Here is a 23,714-nt window from a genome sequence, read left to right on the forward strand (position 1 = left end):
ATTCAAAAGGAGTCAGCAAAACCAGCAAGAGACTATAGTTATCCACAGTTGGCAGTCATGCTGTCAGCAAAAGCCCCTGGTCAAAATTCGATCGGCACAGGTGGTCAAGATTCAATCGGCGCCAACAGATTCACTGACCCTTGGGAATCATTAGAAGTAGCGGAAATTGGACAACCATACGGAGGTCTTTTTGGGAAGAATAAAGACGATTTCGGAAGCGGTGATGGCCGCTATGTCACTTACATGGGAGTGTTCGGTAACGCAATATCAAATTTGAACATGACGGGGATGATCGGCGTTGATAAAAATCAGAATGAAGTCAAAAGGGGCGATGTTCTATTCACGATCTCGTCCGAGACGCCAAACGAAGTGGGAATGTCGTCTGTTTGGTTAGAGGACACGAAAAATGTCTATCTGAATAGTTTCTGCTTTGGTTTCCGACCGATACCTAGTTTACATAGCGAATTTTTGGCCTATGTTTTCCGATCAAGCGGGTTTCGAGAGAAAGTATGCATTTTGGCACAAGGAATTTCTCGCTACAATATTTCGAAAACAAAAGTGATGAAGATAGTCATTACCATTCCGAATTCCAAAGAACAAATAAAAATCGGTCGCTATTTCAGATCACTTGACGAAATCATTTCAAAGAACGCCACCCAGCTTCAAAAGCTTAAACAGATTAAATCTGCCTGCTTGGAAAAGATGTTTGTCTAAACGCTTTACGGACAATCCATGACCACTTTTTCCAAAGAATCTGAATTTGAAAACGCCGTGATCCACGATCTGCGTCAGAGTGATTGGGGCGATGCGGAAGTTATCAAGAACCCGAGCGAAGCAGACTTGTTGGCGAATTGGAAGCGAATCCTTTTTGAGAACAATTGCGGCAAGGATAGGCTCAATGAAGTGCCGCTGACTGACAGCGAGATGCAGCAGATCATGGAACAGATCACTGCGCTACGCACGCCGCTTAAGCTCAATGGCTTTATCAACGGTAAAACCGTTGCCATCACCCGCGACAACCCAGCGGACGCGTTGCACTTTGGCAAGGAAGTGAGCCTGAAAATTTACGACCGCCACGAGATTGCTGCGGGCCAGAGCCGTTACCAGATCGTGCAGCAACCCCGCTATGCCCGTGGGTCGGCGCTTCTCAATGACAGGCGCGGTGACCTTCTGCTGCTCATCAATGGCATGCCTGTTATTCACATCGAGCTGAAAAAAAGCGGTGTTGCGGTGAGTCAAGCGTACAACCAGATCCAAAAATATTCTCGTGAAGGCATTTTTACTGGCATTTTTTCGCTCATCCAGATCTTCGTGGCGATGGAGCCCGCGGAGGCGCTTTACTTCGCCAATCCAGGACCGGACGGGAAGTTCAATAAAGACTACGCATTTCACTGGGCGGACTTTAACAACGAGCCCATTAACGATTGGAAGAGCTTCACCAAGCACTTGCTTTCCATACCGATGGCGCACCAGCTCATCGGCTTTTACACGGTAGCAGATGAGTCAGACGGGGTGCTGAAGGTGATGCGCAGCTACCAGTATTACGCCGCCCACGCCATTTCCGACAAGGTGGCCAAGACCGATTGGAAGAACCCAAACCGCCTTGGTGGCTACATTTGGCACACCACTGGTTCGGGTAAAACCATGACCAGTTTCAAGTCCGCACAACTCATCGCCAACTCCAAGGACGCGGATAAAGTGGTTTTTCTGCTTGACCGCATTGAGCTGGGCACGCAGACCTTGGATGCTTACCGCAATTTCGCCGGTGACGGTAATCAGGTGCAGGCCACGGAATACAGCAGCGTACTCATCAAGAAACTCAAGAGCACAGATCCCGCCGATACCCTCATCGTTAGCTCAATCCAGAAGATGAGCAAACTCAAGGATGAAGAGGACGGGCTCAAAGCCCACGATCTGGAAACCATGCGTGCCAAGCGCATCGTTTTCATCATTGATGAATGTCATCGCTCCACCTTCGGCGACATGCTTATTGCCATCAAGAAGAGTTTTCCAGGTGCGGTCTTCTTTGGATTCAGCGGCACTCCCATCCACAAGGAGAACGTCCGCAAGGACAACACAACAACTGACGTATTTGGCGATGAGCTTCACCGCTACAGCATCGCCGATGGCATACGCGATAAAAACGTACTTGGCTTTGATCCTTACCAAGTGCTGACATATCGGGACCGAGATTTACGAGAAGCAGTCGCATTGGTGAAAGCAAAAGCTGCCACGCCACAGGAAGCATTCGCCGATCCACAAAAGAAGAAAGTTTTCAATCGCTACATATATGACGTACCAATGGCGGGACACTTGGATAGTGCTGGTGTTTACCAAGCAGGCATTGAGGACTATCTGCCCAGCACCCAATACAGCATTGAAATGCACCAAAACGCCGTGGTTCAAGATATTGCAGACAATTGGGTTACTCTGAGCCAAGGCAATAAGTTCCACGCCATCTTTGCCACTAGCAGCGTCACGGAAGCCATCATTTACTACCGTCTGATGAAGGCTCAATGTCCGCATCTGAAAATCACAGCACTCTTTGACCCCAATATCAGTGATGACGACGGTGGTGGCGATTCCGCTTTCAAAAGCAATGGCCTCGTTGAGATTCTGGAAGACTACAACCAAACCTACGGCCAAAAATTTGATCTTGGCAGTCATGCCAATTTCAAGAAAGACCTTTCTGCACGTCTGGCTCACAAAGCTCAATACATTCGTATTGAGAACCAGCCAGAAAAGAGGCTTGATTTGCTGATTGTTGTGAACCAAATGCTCACCGGATTCGACTCGAAATGGGTAAACACGCTCTACCTAGATAAGCTGCTGGAGTATGAAAACATCATTCAGGCGTTTTCTCGTACAAACCGTCTCTTTGGACCGGACAAGCCGTTTGGCACCATCCGCTACTACCGCAAGCCGCACACAATGGAGAGAGACGTCGCCGCTGCCGTGAAGCTGTATTCCGGTGACAAATCAATCGGCCTTTTTGCAGATCGCTTGCCCCACAACTTGGAACGCATGAATGTCAGCTTTGGCGAAATAAGTGCCATCTTCGCGTCAGCGGGCATTGATGATTTCATGAAGCTACCGGATGACCTCACCGAGCGAGCTGCCTTTGCCAAAACATTCCAAGAATTCAACAAAATATTAGAAGCAGCTAAGATTCAAGGTTTCACTTGGGATCAAGCAATCTATGAATTCGTTGAGCCGAACCAAAAGGTGGAACTTACTATTTCTCACATTCAATATCTCACCCTCCTTCAGAGATATAAAGAGCTTGGCGCAGCAGGTGGTGGCGGTGGCGAGGCGATCCCTTTCGACATTGATAGTCACATCACCGAGATTGACACCGGGAAGATAGATGCCGACTACATGAACTCGCGCTTTGACAAATATCTCAAAGTCCTGAAAAACGACAATGAACAGGCCAAGGAAACCACGTTGGCCGAGTTGCACCGGACGTTTTCATCGCTTTCCCAAGAAGAGCAAAAAATCGCCGAAATATTCCTCCATGACATTCAACGTGGCGACGTGCAGATTGACGCCAACCGTACATTCCGCGACTACCTCGCCGACTATCAGGCCAAGGCTAAGAATCATGAAATCGACACTCTAGTGGCTCTTCTGGGTGTCGATAGAGCAAAACTCGTTGCCATCATGAACACCCATGTGACACAAGCCAATCTAAATGACTTTGGCCGCTTCGACGATCTGAAAGCGACGGTTGATCAGCAAATGGCTAAGGCTTACTTTGAAGGTTTGGAAGGAAAGCAACTACCTTTATTCAAGGTCAACATCAGAACTGCAAAGCTCCTTCAGGAATTCATTATCCAAGGGAGCGTTGTTAAGATTTGAACAGCCGCCCCATCAAATCCTTGAGATTGTCGTGCTCGCTGGTCCGGCGCATAAATTAACTTTCGGGCATTCAGCTAGCATCGATGTAACTGAGATACAATTATATAAATTGCTACTTGATAAATTGGCAATGTTCAACAAAACAAAATATTAATTTTTCGACTTTTATGGAGATAATATGGATTGGTTGATTGCAAATAAAGATTGGGTATTTAGTGGTATAGGTGTTCTTGTTTTAACTGTCATTGGTGGTTTTATAAAAAATAAACTTTCACCAAGTGCTGCGCCTCAAACTGCACAGACAGTAAATCAATCTGTTGTATTGCAATCAAGCTCCTTATTAGATGGGAAAAGTACTGAGAAAAGAAGAGCAACCCCTCCATCACTCCCTGAGCGCAAAGCCGCAACAAAGATAGTGTTTGTTGATGACGACACGAAATTCAAAGTGGTAAAAATTTTAGCTACCAGCGGATGGTTGAATACTTCGATTATAAAAGATGTAAAAAGTCTTGACGATCCAGTAATTGTCGATGCCCATATTTTATTCATTGACGTGCAAGGTGTCGGTGTGGCGATGGGGTTTGATAGCGAGGGCTTAGGACTATCAATGGCAATCAAGAATAAGTATCCAGAAAAAAAGATTGTCATTTACTCAACTGAAACAAAAGGCGATCGATTCCATGAAGCACTAAGACGCGCTGACTCATTTTTGGCAAAAAATGCAGATCCATATGAATTTCAAAAACTTGTAGAGGAACTCTCGCTGGAAGTTAATTATTAACACGTTTATTTATCATGAGATATGAGCTTCGAAATTTGGATGACGCATGTGTTGCCACCACGTTATTGGATGCAGATCAATCCATTCTGAGCGGTTTAGCAAGTGAATCCACTCTTTCAGTAAGTGGGAAGTATCGTATTGGAAAAATGTCAAACCAACTAGGAACAATAATTGCCATTTCGAACGAAAAGGACTTTGTTTGTAGTTCGCAGAAATTCAAGAACACAGCGCGATGCATATTGAATTCTTTGGCTTATACACAAAATGTTATTGATTTGCAACGATCAATTACAAACAAAAACACAGCCAGGCTCATTCATAATCTAACCTCATTAAATGCACATAACATTCAAGAGGTTTATTCACTTATTCCTCAAGAAGAAATATCTGGCAAAATAAAAGGTCACGTCGAGTATGTAAAACAGACTGTTATTGAACATCCGATTGATGCTGCAAATGTATTGCTTAGGATTGCCAAAAATAACGCCGCGATGAAGGCGGAATTTTCAGTTTTTAAGAAGCTTTTCAATCCACATCCTGAGATGCACCCGTCTCAACATGTTGTTCATAAAGTTTTGCTAAATGTTTTATATTTATTTTTTTCAGACTTTACTGACAAAAACGTAGATATAAAAATTGACCGAAGCGATGCCAAAGCATACTTTGACTACGAATCAATCCATGTTGCGCTATATCATTTAATCGATAATGCAGCCAAATACACAAAACCGAGTAGTACGTTTGATATTAAATTCGATACAAACTCGGTGGGTGTTGCCATAGTATTTCGAATGAAAAGTGTTCGTATATTGGAGACTGAAATTAATAGAATATATGAAGAAGGATTTTCTGGTTCTATTCCAACAAAGATAGGCAAGGCAGGAAATGGGATTGGGATGGGAATAATCAGGACCATCATTCAGATTAATGGAGGATCTGTAAATTTAAAATCTGATCACTCCACGCGCGAAAATGACTTTGGCATCGATTTTGAAATCAATGAAATAGTTATTGAACTACCAGCACAACCTAGGCGTAACAATAGATTAAGTGATTTTGTTTAGCAAGCCTCCAAAAGAATCTGTCTGTGGACTGCTCGGAGCGCGAAAGTGTGAGAGCCAAGCTCAGGCTGATGGTGAGAAGAATCCTTCGGAAGTACAAATATCCGCAAAATATGGAGGAGTCGGCGGTTGAGTTGGTATTACAGCAGGCGCATGCACTTGGTGAAGAGTGGTCGGATGGCTAATACGATGTTCATTGAAGGGCCGTCCACGAGTATGGTCGATCTTCAAAGGTTTAATTGAATCAACAACTTACGCGTTTTGGTTCAATGGGCGACTGCTACCGAATGGCGCACAATCGGGTAATGCACATTCATATTCTGGGTATCTGTGGCACTTTCATGGGCGGTCTGGCTGCCCTGGCCCGCGAAGCCGGACACCGCGTCACCGGCTGTGATGCGGGTGTCTATCCCCCCATGAGCGACCAGTTGCGCGCCCTGGGCATTGACCTGATCGAGGGCTTCGGCGTTGAGCAGTTGGCACTCAAGCCCGACATGTTCGTGGTGGGCAACGTGGTCAGCCGCGCCCGTCTGGCCGATGGCACAGCCAAATTCCCGCTGATGGAAGCCATTCTGGACGCCGGCGCCCCTTACACCAGTGGCCCGCAGTGGCTCTCCGAGCACGTGCTGCAGGGCCGCCATGTGCTGGCGGTGGCCGGCACCCACGGCAAGACCACTACCACGGCCATGCTGAGCTGGATATTGCATAGCGCGGGCCTGGAGCCTGGCTTTTTGGTGGGCGGCGTGCCCTTGAACTTTGGCGTGTCGGCCCGGCTGGGAGCGCCCACACGCCCTGCACTGCCCGGCTCGCTTCCACCCGAAGTTGCGGCCGCTGCTGGCGCGGATCCAGCGAAACAACCAGCCTCGACGCCCGTCTTCGTGATTGAAGCCGATGAATACGACACCGCCTTCTTCGACAAGCGCAGCAAGTTCGTGCACTACCGGCCGCGCACCGCGGTGCTGAACAACCTGGAGTTCGACCACGCCGACATCTTCGACGACCTTGCCGCCATTGAGCGCCAGTTTCACCATCTGCTGCGTACCGTGCCTGGCACCGGGCGGGTGGTGGTCAATGGCCTGGAAGAAAGCCTGGCGCGCGTGCTGCACCAGGGCTGCTGGAGTGAGACGCGCAGCTTTGGCGCCGCCGTCAGTGACTTCAGTGCGGTGGGTGAGCCGCATGATTTTGAGGTGCTGCTGCAAGGCAAGCCAGTAGCCCATGTGCGCTGGGGCTTGAGCGGCGTGCACAACCAACTCAACGCCCTGGCCGCCATCGCAGCGGCCGACCATGTGGGCGTGTCCCCGGCCCAGGCAGCCCAGGCCCTGGCAAGCTTCGAGAACGTGAAACGCCGCATGGAAGTGCGGGCACAGATCGCCTTGCCTGGCACGGCCAGCTCCACACCGGTCACCATTTACGACGACTTCGCCCACCATCCAACCGCCATTCGCACCACGGTCAACGGGCTGCGCCGCAGCGTGGGGCAGGCGCGCATCCTGGCCGTGTTTGAGCCACGCAGCAACACCATGAAACTCGGTGCGATGAAGGCCCAGTTGCCCTGGAGCCTGGAAGAGGCCGACCTGGCCTTTTGCCACAGCGGCGGGCTGGGCTGGGATGCCGCTGCTGCGCTTGCATCCATGGGCGAGCGCGCCCACGTGGCGGACAGTGTGGAAGGTGTGATCGCCCAGGTGCTGGCTCAGGTCCAGCCCGGCGACCACATCCTGTGCATGAGCAACGGCGGCTTTGGTGGCATTCACCAGAAGCTCGCACTTGCCCTGCAAGCGGCCTGAGCCCGTGGGGCCGGCGCCTCAGTAAGTCACGCTGAGCGCGTCGGCGTCCACCAGCACCGTTTTTTTGCCCAGGGCCGCGCTGGCGGCTGCGGCAAAGGCTGTGCCCCACGCCGCGTCGGCAAAACGCCGGGCGCCGGCTTCGCGGGCAATAGCCACCACCTTGTCGGCAAGCAGCAGCTTGCCGGAGGCGCGAATGGGCTCGCACTCCAGTTCCACAAACTGCGCATCCAGCCAGTTGCGTGCAACTTCATTGGCCAGAACCTCCCGGCCCTCCAGACTGAAGGAAAAGGCCTGGCCCTCCACCGTGACATTGACTTCGCTGCGCATAGTGCTTCCTGTATCAAAGAGACAGGAAGAGGTTACCGCAATCTGCCCTGCGCTACGCTGACACAGCGCAGGGCATTGGTTCATGCCCGGCGGGCTTTAACCGCTTGGGACAGCACTTCCAGCGACGCCAGCGAATCGTCCCAGCTCAGGCAGGCGTCGGTAATGCTCTTGCCGTATTCCAGCTTGGCCGCATCGTCCTTGCCGGGTGTGAACTTCTGCGCGCCGCCCAGCAAATGGCTTTCCACCATCACGCCGAACACGCTGGTGGAACCCGCGGTGATCTGCGCTGCGATGTCACGCGCCACTTCGAGCTGCTTCTCATGCTGCTTGCTGCTGTTGGCGTGGCTGCAATCCACCATCAGGGTCGCTGACAGTTTGGACTTTTCCAGCTCGGCACAAGCTACCGCCACACTGGCTGCATCGTAATTGGGCGCCTTGCCGCCGCGCAGAATCACGTGGCAGTCTTTGTTGCCCTTGGTTTGCACAATCGCCACCTGGCCGTTCTTGTGCACCGACAGGAAGTGGTGACCACCGGCCGCGGCCTGGATGGCGTCGGTCGCGATTTTGATGTTGCCATCGGTGCCGTTCTTGAAACCGATGGGTGCCGACAGGCCGGAGGCCAGCTCGCGGTGCACCTGGCTCTCGGTAGTACGCGCGCCAATGGCACCCCAGGAGATCAGGTCGCCCAGGTACTGGGGCGAGATCACATCCAGGAATTCGCTGCCCGCAGGCAGGCCCAGGCGGTTGATCTCGATGAGCAACTGGCGCGCAATGCGCAGGCCTTCGTCGATGCGGAAGCTCTCGTCCAGGTAGGGGTCATTGATCAGGCCCTTCCAGCCCACGGTGGTACGGGGCTTCTCGAAGTACACGCGCATCACGATTTCCAGCGTGTCGGCATATTTCACGCGCTGCGCCTGCAGGCGGCGGGCGTATTCCAGCGCGGCAGCGGGATCGTGGATGGAGCAGGGTCCGATGATGACCAGGAGGCGGTCATCCTTTTTGGCCATGATCTTGTGGATGGTGTGGCGGGTGTCGGAAATCAGCTTTTCGACGGCCGTACCCTGGATCGGGAAGAAGCGGACCAGATGCTCGGGAGGTGGCAACACGGTGATGTCCTTGATGCGTTCGTCGTCGGTGATGCCGGTGCGGTCGGCGCTGGTGTGAACTGGGGTCGTCATGGCTGGGTTCCTGGGTTGAAGAGCACATAAAAAAACCGCCGGTGGTGCCGGCGGTTTTTTGAAAGATTCGGTACTTTTTACAGGTACGTTCAGATCTCTCGACCGCCGCAGGCGTTTGAGAACCAAAAGTAGCTAAAGAAAAAAGTGGCTGAATGCATGGCTTGCAATGTAGCACAGCTTTCTGACGCGGCCTTTGCAAGTCGCAATGCCCCAACAACAACCACAAACCCCACTCACACCAGCAACCAGCGCCATAAGCCATAGACCACAAAGCCCCCCAGAATGGCCGCCAGGGTCTGGCGCGTCCACAGGGCCAAGGCCACCGCGGCAAGCGTGCCCGGCAGATAGGCGTTGTGCAGCGACACGTCAATAGGCCCTTGCGGCGCAAGCGCCATGGGCACGATCAAGGCCGTCAGCACAGCCGCGGGCACATAGCGCAATGCACGCTCCAGCCAGACGGGGAAGCGCACGCCGTGGCCAAACACCAGAAAGCTCAGGCGTATGCCGTAGGTCACCACCACCATGCCCAGCAGGGCCAGGCCCCAGGTGAGTTGCAGACCGTCGTTCATGGCCGATCCTCGCGCTCTGCCCTGGGCGCCACCCGTTCGGCCCAAAGCTCGGCACAGACACCAGCGGCCACTCCGGCAACGGCCGCCAGCATCAGGCCCATCTTGTAGGGCAGTCCGCGCGCCAACAGCGCCACGGCACCGGCCACCAGGGCGGCAAACAGCACAGGGCGTGCATGCAGTTGCAGGGCCACGATGGCGGCAAAGGTGGCCACCATGGCAAAGTCCAGGCCCAGGGTTGCCAGCACCGGCACACTTTGGCCCAGCAGCACACCCACGAGGGTCCAGAACTGCCAGTTGAAGTACATGGCCAGCGACGAGCCCAGCCAGTACCAGGCGCCATCGCGCACATCCACATGGTGGCGCAGCTGGTTTTCCACCACGGCAAAGGTCTCGTCGGTGAGCCAGAAGGCCAGGGCCCAGCGCCAGCGGGCCGGCAATGCGCGGGCGTAGGGCAGCAAGGTGGCGCTGTAGAGCGCATGGCGCAGGTTGACCACAAAGGTGGTGAGCCAGATCACAGGCACGGCAGTGCCACTGCCCAGCAGGCTGACCGCCACAAATTGGGAAGAGCCACCAAACACCAGCAGCGACATGCCAAGGGCAAGCCAGACCGGCAGGCCGCTGGCTATGGCCAGGGTGCCAAAAATCACGCCAAAGGGCGCAGCCCCCACCAGCATGGGAAAGGTGTCACGCGCACCGGCCGCAAAAGGTCGCCAGTTCAGGCGCCCAGTCGCACGCCAATGGAAGGAGCGCAAGCCGCCAAGTCCTTAAGCCGTGCCGCCCACGGTAAGGCCGTCGATGCGCAGGGTAGGCTGGCCCACACCCACCGGCACGCTCTGGCCTTCCTTGCCGCAGGTGCCCACACCGGTGTCGAGCTTCATGTCGTTGCCAATCATGCTGACGCGCTTGAGGCACTCCGGGCCACTGCCCACGATGGTGGCGCCCTTGACGGGATAAAGAATCTTGCCGTTTTCCACCCAATAGGCTTCGGACGCGGAGAACACAAACTTGCCCGAGGTGATGTCCACCTGGCCACCGCCAAAGTTGGTGGCGTACAGGCCCTTCTTGATGCTCTTGACGATTTCTTCAGGCGCCTTGTCGCCGCCGAGCATATAGGTGTTGGTCATGCGCGGCATGGGGATGTGGGCATAGCTTTCGCGGCGGCCATTGCCGGTGGGCGGCACGCCCATCAGGCGCGCGTTCATGCTGTCCTGGATATAGCCTTTGAGGATACCGTCCTCGATCAGCACATTGCGCTGGCTGGCATTGCCCTCGTCGTCCACATTGAGCGAGCCGCGGCGGTCGGCAATCGTGCCGTCATCCAGCACCGTGACCCCCTTGGCCGCCACGCGTTGGCCGATGCGGCCACTGAAGGCGCTCGACCCCTTGCGGTTGAAGTCGCCCTCCAGGCCGTGGCCAATGGCTTCGTGCAGCAGGATGCCGGGCCAGCCCGAGCCCAGCACCACCGTCATTTCACCGGCAGGCGCGGGGCGCGCCTCCAGATTGGTCAGGGCCGCGTGCACGGCATGGTCCACATATTCCTGGATCTGCGCATCGCTGAAATAGGCCAGGCCAAAGCGGCCGCCGCCACCACCCGAGCCCACCTCGCGGCGACCCTTTTGCTCGGCAATCACCGTCACCGACAGGCGCACCAGCGGGCGCACATCGGCGGCCAAGGTGCCGTCGGCACGGGCCACCAGCACCACATCGTATTCAGCAGCCAGCCCGGCCATGACCTGCGCCACGCGCGGGTCCTTGGCGCGCGCCATGCGCTCCACCCGGCCCAGCAGATCCACCTTGGACTGGCTGTCCAGCGTGGAGATGGGGTCCACGGCGGTGTAGAGGCTACGGGCCTTGGCAATTTTTTGCGAGGCCGTCTTCACACGGGCCGATTGGGCCGCGCTGGAGATGGTGCGCACGGTGCGCGCGGCGTCCAGCAGCGAGGCCTCAGAAATGTCGTCGGAGTAGGCAAACGCCGTCTTCTCGCCGCTCACCGCCCGCACGCCCACGCCCTGGTCGATGCTGAAGGAGCCGGTTTTGACAATGCCTTCTTCCAGGCTCCAGCCTTCGGAGCGGGTGTATTGGAAGTACAGATCGGCCTCGTCCACCTTGTGCGCCTTGATTTCATTCAGGGCCCGGGCCAGATGGGTTTCATCCAGTCCAAACGGTGTGAGCAGGAGGGACTTGGCGGTGGCCAGGCGTTCGATGGTGGGTTCGCGAGAGATCATGGGCCCATTTTAGGCATGACCACCGAATGCCGGGGGCCCGGCTTTCTTAGACCCCAGAGAACTAGGATTGCACCAACCGCTTCGAATTGGAAATCGACATCAATATCCCCAAGGCCAGTCCCAACGTCACCATAGCAGTGCCGCCATAACTGATAAACGGCAACGGCACCCCTACCACCGGCAAGATCCCACTCACCATGCCCATATTCACAAACGCGTAGGTAAAGAAAATCATGGTCACAGCCCCGGCCAGCAGACGCGCGAACAGGGTGGGCGCGTCCAGTGCAATGGCCAGGCCACGCAGGATCAGGAAGATGAAGGCGCCGATCAGACACAGATTGCCGATCAACCCGAATTCTTCCGAGAAGGCAGCAAAGATGAAGTCGGTGGTGCGCTCCGGGATGAACTCCAGATGCGTTTGCGTGCCCTGCATGAAGCCCAGGCCAAACACGCCGCCCGAGCCAATGGCAATCATGCCCTGGATGATGTGAAAGCCCTTGCCCAGCGGGTCGCGCGTGGGGTCCAGCAGGGTGCAGATGCGCTGCTGCTGGTAGTCGTGCAACACCGGCCAGCGCATGCCGTCAGCGCACAAGGTGGGCTCGAAGGAAACAATCAACACGATTCCAATCAGTCCCAGGACTACGGGCGGCACGATCAGCTTCCAACTCATGCCGGCAAAAAAGATCACCGACATGCCGGCCGCCAGCACCAGGAGAGCCGTGCCCAAATCGGGTTGCTTGATGATCAGCGCCACCGGCACCGCCAGCAGCACGGCGGCCACGCCAAAGTCCAGCGGGCGCAACTGGCCTTCGCGCTTCTGGAACCACCAGGCCAGCATCAGCGGCATGGCGATCTTGAGTACCTCGCTGGGCTGTATGGTCACGCCCACATTGAGCCAGCGCCGGGCGCCTTTCTTGGTCACGCCAAAAATGGCCACTGCGATCAGCAGGGCCACACCCAGGGTGTACAGCGGCACGGCCAGGGCCATCAGGCGCTGGGGTGGAATCTGCGCCACCACGAACATGATGCCCGCGGCAATCAGCATGTTGCGGGCATGGTCCTCGAAGCGGGTACCGTGGTCCCAGCCGGAGGAATACATGGTCAGCATGCCCGCACAGGCCAGCAGAAAAACGGCAAAAGCCAGCGGGCCGTCAAAGCCGGCAAACCAGGGTGCAATGCGCTGGCGCAGTGACGGTTGTGAAAAGGGAGAGGACATATCAAAAGAAGTTATCCGCCCAATTATCCCGCCAAGCCGCATTCCTGCTCCAGCCCCCCTATGCTGTGGCCATGACAAGCATGACTTCACTGACCCACCTGCTCTACCTGCACGGCTTTCGCTCCTCGCCCCAATCGGCCAAGGCGCGGTTGATGGCGGCCCACATGGCGGCGCACCACCCGGACGTGGTCTGGCTGTGCCCGCAGTTGCCCCCTTCGCCCCGCGAGGCCATGGAGATGGTGCGTGCCGCCACGGCCCACTGGCCGTCGGACACCATGGCCGTGGTGGGCTCCTCGCTGGGCGGCTATTACGCCACCTGGGTGGCCGAGCAACGCGGCTGCCGGGCCGTACTGCTCAACCCCGCCGTCTACCCGGCGCGCGACCTGGAGAAATACATAGGCGCACAAACCCAGTGGCATGCACCCGAGGAGGAATTCTTCTTCCAGCCCCACTATGTGCAGGAGTTGCAAGACCTGGCCTGCGGCGCCTTGTGCGCACCAGAGCACTATTTCTGCATCATCGCCCAGGGTGACGAGGTGCTGGACTGGCGCGAGATGCAAGCCCACTACGCCGCATGCCACGTTCTGCTGCTCGAAGGCGGCGACCACGCCCTGAGCAACTTTGCAACACACCTGCCGGCCGTGATGGCCCATCTGGGACAATCTCCGCATGTATCTATTGTTTGAAGAAGCCGGAAAATTCATGGCCGGTCGGGTGCTGTCGGAGGCCGAGTCCTCTGCACAGGTGGAGTTGGACAGTGGCAAGCGCGTCAAGGTCAAGAGCAGCAACATGCTGATCAAGTTCGAGAAGCCCGCCCCCCAGGCCTTTGTGGAGGCGGCGCAGACCAGTGCCGCTTCCATTGAGTTGGAGATGGCCTGGGAGTTCGCACCCGAAGAAGAGTTCGGCTTTGCCGACCTGGCGCGCGACTATTTCTCGGCCAACGCCACGCAGGAGCAGCAAGCCGGCATGCTCTACAAGCTGTTCGAAGCACCCCACTACTTCCGCCGCGCAGGAAAAGGGCGCTTCAAGCGCGCCCCGGCCGACATCATTGCCCAAGCCCTGGCCGCCATCGAGAAGAAGCGCCTGATGGCCGAGCAGATCACCCAGTGGGCCAAGGACCTCGGCGAAGGCACGTGCCCCGAGGCCATCAAGGAACAGCTCTACAAAATCCTGTTCAAGCCCGACAAGAACGCGCCCGAGTACAAGGCCGTGGTCGAGGCCTCGCGCGCTACGCACACCGCGCCGCTGGAACTGCTGCAAAAGGCCGGCGCCATCCACTCGCCCTACCTGTTCCACTGGAAGCGTTTTCTGCTGGAGAACTTCCCCAAGGGCACGGGCTTTCCCGCCGTCACCGCGCCGCCGATTGCCGACGAGTTGCCCCTGGCAGAAGCGCAGGCCTTTTCCATCGACGACTCGCAGACCACCGAAATCGACGATGCCCTGTCCGTTCAGGGCCTGGGCAGCGGCACGGTCACCGTGGGCATCCACATCGCCGCACCCGGCCTGGCCGTGCTGCCGGGCAGCCCGGTGGATGTGCTGGGGCGTGCGCGCCTGTCCACCGTCTACATGCCGGGCTACAAGGTCACCATGCTGCCCGACGCAGTGGTGCAGACCTACACCCTGCAGGCCGGGCGCGATTGCCCGGCCGTGTCGCTCTACGTCACCCTGGACGAGGCCACGCTGGAGATCACCAACAGCGAAACCAAACTGGAGCTGGTGCCCATTGCCCACAACCTGCGCCACGACCAGCTCGATGCCGTGGTCACCGAGCCCTGGCTGCAAGACCCGGCCTTCAACCACGCCAACGAGCCCGAGGCACTGACGGGCTTGCGCACCCAGCTGGCCTTTTTGCACCGCCTGGCGCGTGACCTCAAGGCCAAACGCGAAGTGGTGCGCGGCAAGCCCGAGACCTTCAACCGCCCGGACTACAACTTCCGCCTGCGCCGCGCCGACCCGGCCCTGGCCGGCACCGAGCCCACCGGCGACGAGGTGGTGGAAATCAGCACCCGCATGCGCGGCGCGCCACTGGACCTGATCGTGGCCGAGGCCATGATTCTGGCCAACAGCACCTGGGGCAACTGGATGGCCGAGCTGGGCGTGCCCGGTATTTACCGCAGCCAGGCGTCCCTGGCACCGGGCGTTAAGGTGCGCATGGGCACGCGCGCCCTGCCGCATGCCGGTATTGGTGTGAAAAGCTACGCCTGGAGCACCTCGCCGCTACGCCGCTACACCGATCTGGTGAACCAGTGGCAAATCATCGCCTGCGCGCGCCACGGCAAAACGGCTGCGCTGGTGGCGCCCTTCAAGCCCAAGGATGCGGACCTGTTCTCCATCATCTCGTCGTTTGACACCGCCTACAGCGCCTACAACGGCTACCAGGGCGCCATGGAGCGTTTCTGGACACTGCGCTACCTGCAGCAAAACAACGTCACCGAGCTGGTGGCCAGCCTGTTCAAGGAAAACCTGGTGCGTGCTGACGAAATCCCGCTGGTGCTGCCGGTGATGGGAGCGCAAGGCCTGCCGCGTGCGGCCAAGGTGCGGGTGCGCTTGGGCGAAGTGGACCTGATCACCCTGGATGTGCATGGCACGGTGATCGAGCGGCTGGATGCACCCCTGACTGAGAGCGCACAAGCGCAGGAGATCGAGGAGGCTGAGGACGACGAAGAAGTGGCCGGCCCGATTGCCATTGCGGTGGATGTGAGCGAAAGTCCGGAAGGTTCCAACGATAATCCGGCCTAGTGATCTTCACAAAATACAGCACACTGCAGCTAGCCCTGGGTGCATCCATTGCGGTGCATGGTGTGCTGCTTTCAGTGCGCTTTGTGGATCCGGAATCCTTCAACCGCGTGTTCCAGGACACGCCGTTGGAAGTCATTCTGGTCAACGCCCGCACCAACGAAAAGGCGGAGAACGCCCGGGCAATCGCCCAGGCCTCTCTGGCCGGGGGCGGAGATGCCGAGGCAGGACGTGCCACCAGCCCACTGCCCCCTTCCGAATTCACCGACAACGGCGACACGCTGGAAATGATCAGCGCCCGCAAGCTGCAAAGCCTGCAGGAGCAGCAAAGCGTGATGCTGTCCACCGTGCGCCAGCAATTGGCCGCCCTGCCCCCGCCCAACCCCAAGGAACTCAGCAAACAGACCGAGCAAAACCAGAGCGAGGAAAAGCGCCAGCAACTGGCCAAGTTGCTGGCCGAAATCGAGCGGCGCATCAACAGCGAGAACTCGCGCCCCAAGAAGCGCTACATCAGCCCGTCCACCCGCGAAGAGGTTTATGCCGCCTATTACGACAGCCTGCGCCACACGATTGAAGACCGTGGCACCGAAAACTTTCCCGCGGCCAATGGCAAGAAGCTGTATGGCGACCTGACCATGATCGTCACTGTCAACTTCGACGGCCGTGTGCTGGGCACCGAGGTGGTAGCCAGCTCGGGCAACCCCGTGCTGGACCGGCGCGCAGCGGCCATTGCCCGCACCGCAGGTCCCTTTGGGGCCTTTACCCCGGCCATGCGCAAACAGGCCGACCAGATTCTGGTGGTGTCACGCTTTCGCTTTACGCGCGACGAGACCCTGCAAGCCCGGGTCAGCGCCGCACCATGAAGGCCCTATGGCGTTGGCTGGCCCTGTGCGCCCTGGCGCTGCTGTGTCTGCAGCTCTATTTCATAGGCCGTATCGCGCTGATGGCCGTGCTCAGCCCGCAGTCCACCGCCTTCCAGCGCTCGGAGGCCTGGCGCATCACCACCGACAAGGGCCGCTTGCCGTGGGCCCAGGAATGGGTGCCGTATGCCCAGATATCTGACAACCTCAAGCGTGCCGTCATAGCGTCCGAGGACGATGGCTTCAGCAGCCATGACGGCGTGGACTGGGACGCGCTGGAAAAGGCCTGGGCCAAGAACAGCAAGGCCGAGGCGCGTGCCGAACAGAAGGGCACCACCAAACCGCCCAAGGTGGTGGGCGGCTCCACCATCACCCAGCAACTGGCCAAGAACCTGTTTCTGTCGGGCGAGCGCACCCTGCTGCGCAAAGGCCAGGAATTTGTGCTGACCTTTGCCCTGGAGCTGCTGCTGGGCAAGCAACGCATTCTGGAGATCTACCTCAACAGCGTGGAATGGGGCGAGGGCGTGTTCGGTGCCGAGGCTGCGGCCCAGCATTACTTCCACAAGCCCGCAGCCAAACTCAGCGCCTACGAGGCGGCACGCCTGGTGGTGATGCTGCCGCGCCCCAAGTACTTCGAGAAGACGCCCAACTCGGCCTACCTGAGTGGCCGCGCCGGGGTGATAGCCGCGCGCATTGGCGACGCCCGGTTGCCCTGACAGGCTGCCCAGCGTTGGTTTGAAGGGACAGTTACCTCCGCTTACAGGATTTGGGTCGATTTGGGAATATTATCCCAAACATGGAAATTCCCGAACCATTGAAGCCCAGCGTCAGCCATGCAGTTGCGCGCTTGCTGCGCCCCTTGTTTCGCCTGCTGCTGCGCCAGGGCATATCGTTCAGGACCTTTGAAGAAATTGCCAAGCGTGCGTATGTGGATGTCGCGCTGCACGGCTTTGGGCTGGACGGCAAAAAGTCCTCCATTTCCCGCGTCTCCATTCTTTCGGGCCTGACGCGCAAGGAAGTGCAGCGGCTGGTGGAGGAGCCCCTGCCCTCTGATGCCGAGCTGGATGCCCGCCACAACCGGGCCGCACGCGTGCTGAGCGCCTGGGTGCGAGACGCCGATTTTCATGACGCCCATGGCGCCCCCCGCGCCCTCGAAACTCAAGGCGAACGCAGCTTTGACACGCTGGTCAAGCGCCACAGTGGCGACATGCCCACCCGCGCGGTGCTGGACGAGCTGCTTCGCGTGGATGCCGTCTACCAGCGCCTGGACGGCCGGGTGGAGCTGCAGACGCGCGCCTATGTTCCTCAAAAAGGGGCCGCGGAAAAAGTGGGCATCCTGGGCGCGGACGTGGCCTACCTGATAGACACGATTGACCACAACCTGAGCCAGGTGGGCCAGCCTCCCAGGTTCCAGCGCAAGGTCATGTACCACAGCATGCCCATGGCAGCGCTGCCCGCCTTTCGCGCCCTCAGCGCAACACAAGCCCAGGCCCTGCTGGAAAAGCTGGACCGCTGGCTTGCCGAGCACGACGTGGCCAACCCGGACAAGACACCCCATGCAGCGCGCGCACGCGTGGGTATGGGCATTTATTACTTCGAGGAAAGCCTCGATTCAACCCGACATGAAGGAAAAGCAAAATGACATTCCATTGGAAAACCGCACTGGCCGTTGCCAGCGCTGCCTTGGGCCTGTTCGCTTGCGGCGGAGGCGGCATGAGCGGCACCGGCGCGAGCGCCTCCGGCGCCATGCACCTGTCGCTGACGGACGCGCCGGCTTGCGGCTATGACAACGTCTACCTCACGGTAGAACGCATCCGTGTCAACAAGAGTGACACGGCGGTGGATGGCGATAACACCTGGTCCGAGGTGGTGCTGAATCCGGCCAAACGCATCGACCTCCTGACCCTGACCAACGGTGTGCTTTCAGAGCTGGGGCAAACAACGCTGCCCACTGGCAAGTACACCCAGATGCGGCTGGTACTCGCCCCCAATACCGGCCCCGGTGCCAACCCCTTGGCCAATTCCATCAAGCCTACCGGTGGCACCGAAGTGGCACTGAGCACCCCCAGCGCCCAGCAAAGTGGCCTCAAGCTCAACGTGAACATGGACATTGCGGCCGATCAGGTGGCCGATTTTGCGATTGACTTTGACGCCTGCAAGTCGATCGTCAAACGCGGCAATTCCGGCCAGTACAACCTCAAGCCCGTTGTCACGGTCATTCCCGTGGTGTCGAGCGCCGGCATGAAGGTGCAAGGCTATGTGCAGGGCGCAGTGGCCCTGCCCACGACCACGGTGTCGCTGCAGCTCAATGGCGTACCGGTGAAGGCCACCGTCCCGGACCTCAACGGCCGCTTTGTGCTCTACCCCGTGCCCGTGGGCAACTACGCGCTGGTGGTTACCGCGCCCGGTCACGTCACCGGCGTGGTCACCGACGTGCCCGTCACAGCCACCGCCATCACCACCGTGAACACATTGGGTACACCCATCACCCCCCCCTTGGCAACCCAGAGAGCCATCACCGGCACGCTGGATCCGTCCACTGCCACGGTGCGGGCGCTGCAAACCCTGACGGGCGGACCCACCGTGGAAGTGGCCTGGGGCCTTGTGGAGGTACCGACCGTACTGCCTGCGCCAGCCAGCTTCAGTCTTTCCCTGCCGATCGAGGCACCGGTCGTGGCCCCCTATGTGGCACTGCCGGCCTCGCTCAACTTTGCTGCAGACAGCAGCGCAAGCGTGAGTGGCAAGTACACGCTCGAAGCCACATCGGGCACCAGCATCCAGCCCGTGCCCATTAACGCCAACGCAATCGTGTCGCCGGTGGCGTTCACCTTTCCCTAACCACTGACAGCAGCCCAAACGCCAGCGGCGATGCCCGTGCATCGCCGCCCGGGCCCGCACCCGGTGGTATGGTCCAGCCATGAAAACTCAACTTGATCATGTGGTAGTGCTGGCAAAAACCCTGGAGCAAGGGGTGCAGTGGTGCGAAGCCACCCTGGGCATCACCCCGGCCCCTGGTGGTGAGCATGCCCAATACGGCACGCACAACCGGCTGTTCAAAATCGCCACGCCCACCAACCCCTTTGCCTACCTGGAAATCATCGCCATTGACCCCCAGGCCAAGGGGCCAGCCCAGGGCAAGCGCTGGTTTGACATGGACGACCCGGCTGTGCAGGCCGCTGTGACAACAGAACCCCGCCTGATCCACCTGGTGGCCAACACCAGCGATCTGCATGCGGCCCGCATCGCCCTCAAAGGCCAGGGCGTGGACCCGGGGCCTGCCGTGCACGCCAAACGCCACGCGCGCAAGGGCGTGCTGCACTGGCAAATCACGGTGCGCGACGACGGCCAGCGCCTCTTCAACGGCGCCATGCCCACGCTCATCCAATGGGGCAAGGCCGACGACGCCGATCCCATGCGCCTGCACCCGCGCAACAGCCTGCCGCGATCAGGCGTGTCGCTGCAAAGCGTGGCCATCAACCACCCCTCGGCCGACAAGTTGCAGGCGGCCTATGCCGCCATTGGCCTGGAAGGCATTGCGCTACAAACAGGTGCGGCCAACATCACCGTGGAATTGCGCACACCTAAGGGCATGGTCAGCCTGCAGAGCCTGGGAATCTGAAAAAAACGCGGGGAGGCGTCATGCACGCATTTGATTTATATACGCTGCAGGCGCTCAATCGGCTTGTGGGTGTGTCCAGACCCTTGGATGATTGGATCATCTACCTGTCCAATGCACACCTGTTCAAAATGACGCCCATGCTGCTGGTACTCTGCGGCTTCTGGTTCATGCGGCCAAAGGACAACGCAACCAACAGGCACATTATTCTGGCCGGTCTGACGGGTTGTTTTGTTGCGATGGCGCTAGCACGAGTGCTTTCGAAAATTCTTCCCTTCAGAGTGCGCCCGCTGCACTCCCCGGAATGGGGTCTTCAGCTTCCCGCGTCCATGCCCCGCTATACGCTCGATGGATGGAGCTCATTGCCCAGCGACCACGCTGCCTTGTCGTTTGCCTTGGTGACGGTCCTGTTCTTCCTGAGTCGGCGTTGGGGCCTGTGGGCACTGTTCCACGCCTTTGTGTTCATCTGCCTTCCAAGAGCCTATCTGTCTCTGCATTTTCCAAGCGACCTGCTCGCAGGCGCACTGGTGGGAACAATGGCTGTGGGCATTACCATGCGCCTGGCAATCAATAGCCGCTGGACCCACTTTCTGCTGGAGATGGAAACCTCGCGGCCAGCGGTCTTCTACACAGGCTTTGTCTTTTTGATTTCGCAAATGATGCACATGTTTGATGATTTGCGGCAAGGTCTGCACTTGTTGCTGACACTCCTGCATGCCTGACGGACCGTACCCGACCGTGCAGCGGCCACCCAGCACTGCATTGAACCGGTTGATGCAGTGTTCCAGATTTCCATTTGCGGCAGTCATTCCCAGACACCCCTCTGTATCATTGCAGCCATGCTGGCCAAGTTGATGTCGTTGTTTTTGCTGGGGCTGATTCGTGTACTGACCGGCGCGCAAGCCCGTTGGGTTGGCTGCCCACCCAAGGCCGAGCAGCGCATTTACTTTGCCAACCACCAGAGCCATGCCGACCTGGTGATGATCTGGGCGGCCCTGCCCCAAGAGCTGCGCCACAGCACGCGCGCCATTGCCGCACGTGACTACTGGACCAAGACCCCCTTCAAGCAGTGGCTGACCAGCGCGGTGTTCAACGTAATTTATGTGTCACGCGAGCGCACGGCCGACGAAGACCCGCTGGAGCCGCTGCTGGACGCCCTGGCCAAAGGCGACTCCATCATCCTCTTTCCCGAGGGCACGCGCGGCCATACAGGCGAGCCGCAGGCCTTCAAGGCCGGCCTCTACAACCTGGCGCAAAAGTTCCCGCAGGCGGTGCTGGTTCCGGCCTGGATCAACAACGTGCAGCACGTGCTGCCCAAGGGCGAGGTAGTGCCGGTGCCGGTGTTGTGCTCGGTGACCTTTGGTGCGCCGGTTCAGGTGCAACCGGGCGAAGCCTGCAAGCCCTTTTTGGAACGCGCCCGAAGCGCTGTCATCGCCCTGCGCGAGGTTTAGGCCCCTGCGTACTGTCCATGTATTTCTATCTGAAGAACCTCTCCCCCACCCAGCAGATTGGCGCGCTCTTTGTGCTGGTGTTCGGCCTGTTGCTGCTGGCCAGCGTGACCGCCTTTGCTTTTTCCATCAAGGAGTTTGCTGACGAAGAGCAGGCCCAGCGCCGCCGCGCCAACCTGCAAAGCATCAATGGCATCCTGCGCAGCAGCTGGCTCATGGTGCTGGTGTTCTGGCTGGGCTGGATGGTGGGCAACCGGGTGGCCCTCACCCTGTTTGGCCTGCTGTCCTTTTTTGCGCTGCGCGAGTTTCTTACGCTTTCACCCACGCGCCGCAGCGACCACCGCAGCCTGGTGCTGGCCTTCTTTGGGGTGCTGCCGCTGCAGTACTGGCTGGTCTATGCCGAACACTTCGACATGTTTGCGGTGTTCATCCCGGTGTTTGTGTTCCTGGCCCTGCCCGTGGTCAGCGCGCTGGGCAATGACCCGCAGCACTTTCTGGAGCGCAACGCCAAGCTGCAGTGGGGCATCATGGTCTGCATTTACGGCATGAGCCATGTCCCAGCCCTCCTGATGCTGCACTTCCCCGGCTACGACCACCGCAACGCCTTCATGGTGTTCTTTCTGGTGCTGGTGGTGCAGGTGTGCATGGTCACCCAGCACCTGCTGGGGCGCTGGCTGAAAAGAAAACCGGTGGCACCGGCCATCAGCAGCAGCTTCGACTGGGCCAGCTGGCTGATCGGCATGTTGTGCGCCAGCGTGTTTGGCGCAGCCCTGGCCGGCATCACACCCTGGGTGCCGGGAACCGCCTTTGCTTTTTCGTTTATTGCCTGCCTGGCCGGCTCACTGGGCCATTTCGTCATGAAGGCGCTCAAGCGCGACCGCGGCATCCCCAGCTGGGGCGCCCAGGGCCGCGCCGTCACCGGCGCAGGTGGCCTGCTGGACCGGGTGGACGCCCTGTGCTTTGCCGCCCCGGTGTTTTTTCACTCGGCGCGCTGGTACTTTGACTTGTAACGCCGCACTGGCGGGCGGGGCGCAGGCTATCCTTACCCACAATTTGCGCGACCTGCGTGGCGGCGATTTGCGTTTAGGAAACCTGCGGGTACTCACACCCGCGCAATGTTTGGAGGAGTGGGAATGAGCACATTGACCATACGTCTGCCCGACGACACAGCCCAACGGCTGAAATCGTTGGCACAAAGCCGGGGTTTAAGCATGAATAAATTGGTGGAGCAGTTGAGCGCCCATGCACTGTCCGCCTGGGACACAGAAAATCACTTCCGCGCTCTGGCCGCCACGGGGGATGTAAACAAGGCACTGTCCGTTTTGGACAGGCTGGACGCAGAAGATCGCAAAGCGCCTGCACGCTAAGGCCAAAATATCACCACCCATGCGAATACTCGGTATTGACCCCGGCCTGCGCACCACCGGTTTCGGCGTGGTGGATGAAGAGGGTGGGCAGCTGCGCTATGTGGCCAGCGGCACCATCAGCACCCAGCACCTGGACACCCACGCCCTGCCGGCGCGCCTGAAAGTGCTGTTTGACGGCATTGCCGAGGTGGTGCAGCGCTACCAGCCGGATTGCGCGGCGGTGGAAATCGTCTTCGTGAACGTCAACCCGCAGTCCACCCTGCTGCTGGGCCAGGCGCGCGGCGCGCTGATCACGGCCCTGGTGACCAACAACCTGGCGGTGGCGGAGTACACGGCGCTGCAGATGAAGCAGGCCGTGGCCGGTCACGGGCGGGCGCAGAAGTCGCAGATCCAGGAAATGGTCAAACGCCTGCTGGCCTTGAGCGGCCTGCCCGGCACCGATGCGGCCGACGCCCTGGGCCTGGCCATCACCCACGCCCATGCGGGCAAGGCCATGGCGCGGCTGGCTGCGGCCGACGGTTTGGGCCACGGCGTGAACATTGGCGCCAAGGGCGCACCCAAGGTGAGCCAGAAGGCCTCGTACCGGGCCGGGCGCAGCCGCTAATAAAGTTACGTACCGCATCCGTTTTTCGCTTGCACGGTCACATTAAGGGTATAGCCTATGGGTGGCACGTGAATTGCACGA

General features: G+C 58.6%; 23 protein-coding genes and 1 pseudogene. 18 read left to right on the forward strand and 6 right to left on the reverse strand.

The genetic code is table 11. The features are described from left to right. The 6 genes and pseudogenes from DIC66_RS15530 to mpl form a co-directional block, all read left to right on the forward strand. Positions 1–714, forward strand: a 714-nt coding sequence (locus DIC66_RS15530) for a restriction endonuclease subunit S (RefSeq protein WP_199534763.1), incomplete at its 5' end; no start/stop codon positions are given. An 18-nt stretch (positions 715–732) separates the two neighbouring features. After that, positions 733–3,861, forward strand: a complete 3,129-nt coding sequence (locus DIC66_RS15535; protein WP_117178844.1) for a type I restriction endonuclease subunit R — start codon at positions 733–735, stop codon at positions 3,859–3,861. Between the two features lie 178 nt (positions 3,862–4,039). Continuing rightward, positions 4,040–4,642, forward strand: a complete 603-nt coding sequence (locus DIC66_RS22955) for a hypothetical protein (protein ID WP_147321332.1) — start codon at positions 4,040–4,042, stop codon at positions 4,640–4,642. 35 nt (positions 4,643–4,677) lie between these two features. Further along, positions 4,678–5,706 carry a sensor histidine kinase gene (locus DIC66_RS15540; protein ID WP_158558920.1) on the forward strand — a complete coding sequence of 343 codons (1,029 nt, stop codon included), beginning with the start codon at positions 4,678–4,680 and terminating at the stop codon, positions 5,704–5,706. 2 nt (positions 5,707–5,708) lie between these two features. After that, positions 5,709–5,888 (forward strand): annotated as a pseudogene (locus DIC66_RS15545) (type I restriction enzyme endonuclease domain-containing protein); the annotation flags it as partial. A 120-nt stretch (positions 5,889–6,008) separates the two neighbouring features. Further along, entirely contained in the window at positions 6,009–7,487 is a 1,479-nt protein-coding gene (mpl, locus tag DIC66_RS15550) for a UDP-N-acetylmuramate:L-alanyl-gamma-D-glutamyl-meso-diaminopimelate ligase (protein ID WP_117178850.1), read from the forward strand. 18 nt (positions 7,488–7,505) lie between these two features. Here the strand turns inward: mpl and DIC66_RS15555 are convergent, their stop codons facing one another. From DIC66_RS15555 to rodA, 6 genes are all read right to left on the reverse strand, one after another. After that, complete coding sequence (locus DIC66_RS15555; protein ID WP_117178852.1) at positions 7,506–7,814, reverse strand: hypothetical protein; 309 nt, start codon at positions 7,812–7,814, stop codon at positions 7,506–7,508. An 80-nt stretch (positions 7,815–7,894) separates the two neighbouring features. Then, entirely contained in the window at positions 7,895–8,992 is a 1,098-nt protein-coding gene (locus DIC66_RS15560) for a 3-deoxy-7-phosphoheptulonate synthase (RefSeq protein WP_117178854.1), read from the reverse strand. Between the two features lie 233 nt (positions 8,993–9,225). Beyond that, positions 9,226–9,561 carry an AzlD domain-containing protein gene (locus DIC66_RS15565; protein WP_117178856.1) on the reverse strand — a complete coding sequence of 112 codons (336 nt, stop codon included), beginning with the start codon at positions 9,559–9,561 and terminating at the stop codon, positions 9,226–9,228. Beyond that, entirely contained in the window at positions 9,558–10,313 is a 756-nt protein-coding gene (locus DIC66_RS15570) for an AzlC family ABC transporter permease (RefSeq protein ID WP_233505954.1), read from the reverse strand. Before DIC66_RS15570 ends, DIC66_RS15565 begins: the two co-directional genes overlap by 4 nt. 12 nt (positions 10,314–10,325) lie before the next feature. Then, the gene (tldD, locus tag DIC66_RS15575) at positions 10,326–11,786 is read right to left on the reverse strand and encodes a metalloprotease TldD (protein WP_117178860.1); all 1,461 of its coding nucleotides are present in this window, start codon (positions 11,784–11,786) and stop codon (positions 10,326–10,328) included. 61 nt (positions 11,787–11,847) lie between these two features. Beyond that, positions 11,848–13,002: a rod shape-determining protein RodA gene (rodA, locus tag DIC66_RS15580; RefSeq protein ID WP_117178862.1), complete on the reverse strand. Its 1,155-nt coding sequence runs from the start codon at positions 13,000–13,002 to the stop codon at positions 11,848–11,850. 80 nt (positions 13,003–13,082) lie between these two features. On the opposite strand from rodA, the gene DIC66_RS15585 reads away from it, so the two are divergent. From DIC66_RS15585 to ruvC, 12 genes are all read left to right on the forward strand, one after another. After that, entirely contained in the window at positions 13,083–13,688 is a 606-nt protein-coding gene (locus tag DIC66_RS15585; protein ID WP_117179075.1) for a YqiA/YcfP family alpha/beta fold hydrolase, read from the forward strand. Then, the gene (locus DIC66_RS15590) at positions 13,672–15,741 is read left to right on the forward strand and encodes a ribonuclease catalytic domain-containing protein (protein ID WP_117178864.1); all 2,070 of its coding nucleotides are present in this window, start codon (positions 13,672–13,674) and stop codon (positions 15,739–15,741) included. Before DIC66_RS15585 ends, DIC66_RS15590 begins: the two co-directional genes overlap by 17 nt. Beyond that, positions 15,741–16,601, forward strand: coding sequence for an energy transducer TonB (locus tag DIC66_RS15595; RefSeq protein WP_199534764.1), 861 nt, complete (start codon positions 15,741–15,743; stop codon positions 16,599–16,601). The genes DIC66_RS15590 and DIC66_RS15595 overlap by 1 nt, the downstream gene beginning before the upstream one ends. Next, a complete protein-coding gene (gene mtgA, locus DIC66_RS15600; protein ID WP_117178866.1) occupies positions 16,598–17,314 on the forward strand; it encodes a monofunctional biosynthetic peptidoglycan transglycosylase in 717 nt (238 codons plus the stop codon). The genes DIC66_RS15595 and mtgA overlap by 4 nt, the downstream gene beginning before the upstream one ends. A gap of 80 nt (positions 17,315–17,394) precedes the next feature. Beyond that, a complete protein-coding gene (locus DIC66_RS15605; protein WP_117178868.1) occupies positions 17,395–18,240 on the forward strand; it encodes a DUF6502 family protein in 846 nt (281 codons plus the stop codon). After that, positions 18,237–19,436: a DUF4382 domain-containing protein gene (locus tag DIC66_RS15610; RefSeq protein ID WP_117178869.1), complete on the forward strand. Its 1,200-nt coding sequence runs from the start codon at positions 18,237–18,239 to the stop codon at positions 19,434–19,436. The genes DIC66_RS15605 and DIC66_RS15610 overlap by 4 nt, the downstream gene beginning before the upstream one ends. A 79-nt stretch (positions 19,437–19,515) precedes the next feature. After that, on the forward strand, positions 19,516–20,217 hold the full coding sequence (locus tag DIC66_RS15615) for a VOC family protein (RefSeq protein WP_117178871.1): 702 nt from the start codon (positions 19,516–19,518) through the stop codon (positions 20,215–20,217). 20 nt (positions 20,218–20,237) lie between these two features. Beyond that, a complete protein-coding gene (locus DIC66_RS15620; RefSeq protein WP_117178873.1) occupies positions 20,238–20,936 on the forward strand; it encodes a phosphatase PAP2 family protein in 699 nt (232 codons plus the stop codon). A 117-nt stretch (positions 20,937–21,053) separates the two neighbouring features. Further along, entirely contained in the window at positions 21,054–21,665 is a 612-nt protein-coding gene (locus tag DIC66_RS15625) for a lysophospholipid acyltransferase family protein (RefSeq protein WP_117178875.1), read from the forward strand. A 17-nt stretch (positions 21,666–21,682) separates the two neighbouring features. Beyond that, complete coding sequence (locus DIC66_RS15630; protein WP_117178877.1) at positions 21,683–22,672, forward strand: phosphatidate cytidylyltransferase; 990 nt, start codon at positions 21,683–21,685, stop codon at positions 22,670–22,672. Positions 22,673–22,795: 123 nt separating this feature from the next. Then, complete coding sequence (locus DIC66_RS15640) at positions 22,796–23,029, forward strand: ribbon-helix-helix protein, CopG family (RefSeq protein ID WP_117178879.1); 234 nt, start codon at positions 22,796–22,798, stop codon at positions 23,027–23,029. Positions 23,030–23,048: 19 nt separating this feature from the next. Continuing rightward, the gene (gene ruvC / locus DIC66_RS15645; protein ID WP_117178881.1) at positions 23,049–23,633 is read left to right on the forward strand and encodes a crossover junction endodeoxyribonuclease RuvC; all 585 of its coding nucleotides are present in this window, start codon (positions 23,049–23,051) and stop codon (positions 23,631–23,633) included. Positions 23,634–23,714 lie beyond the last annotated feature (81 nt).

The sequence above is a fragment of the Rhodoferax lacus genome (assembly GCF_003415675.1).
Classification (GTDB): domain Bacteria; phylum Pseudomonadota; class Gammaproteobacteria; order Burkholderiales; family Burkholderiaceae_C; genus Allorhodoferax; species Allorhodoferax lacus.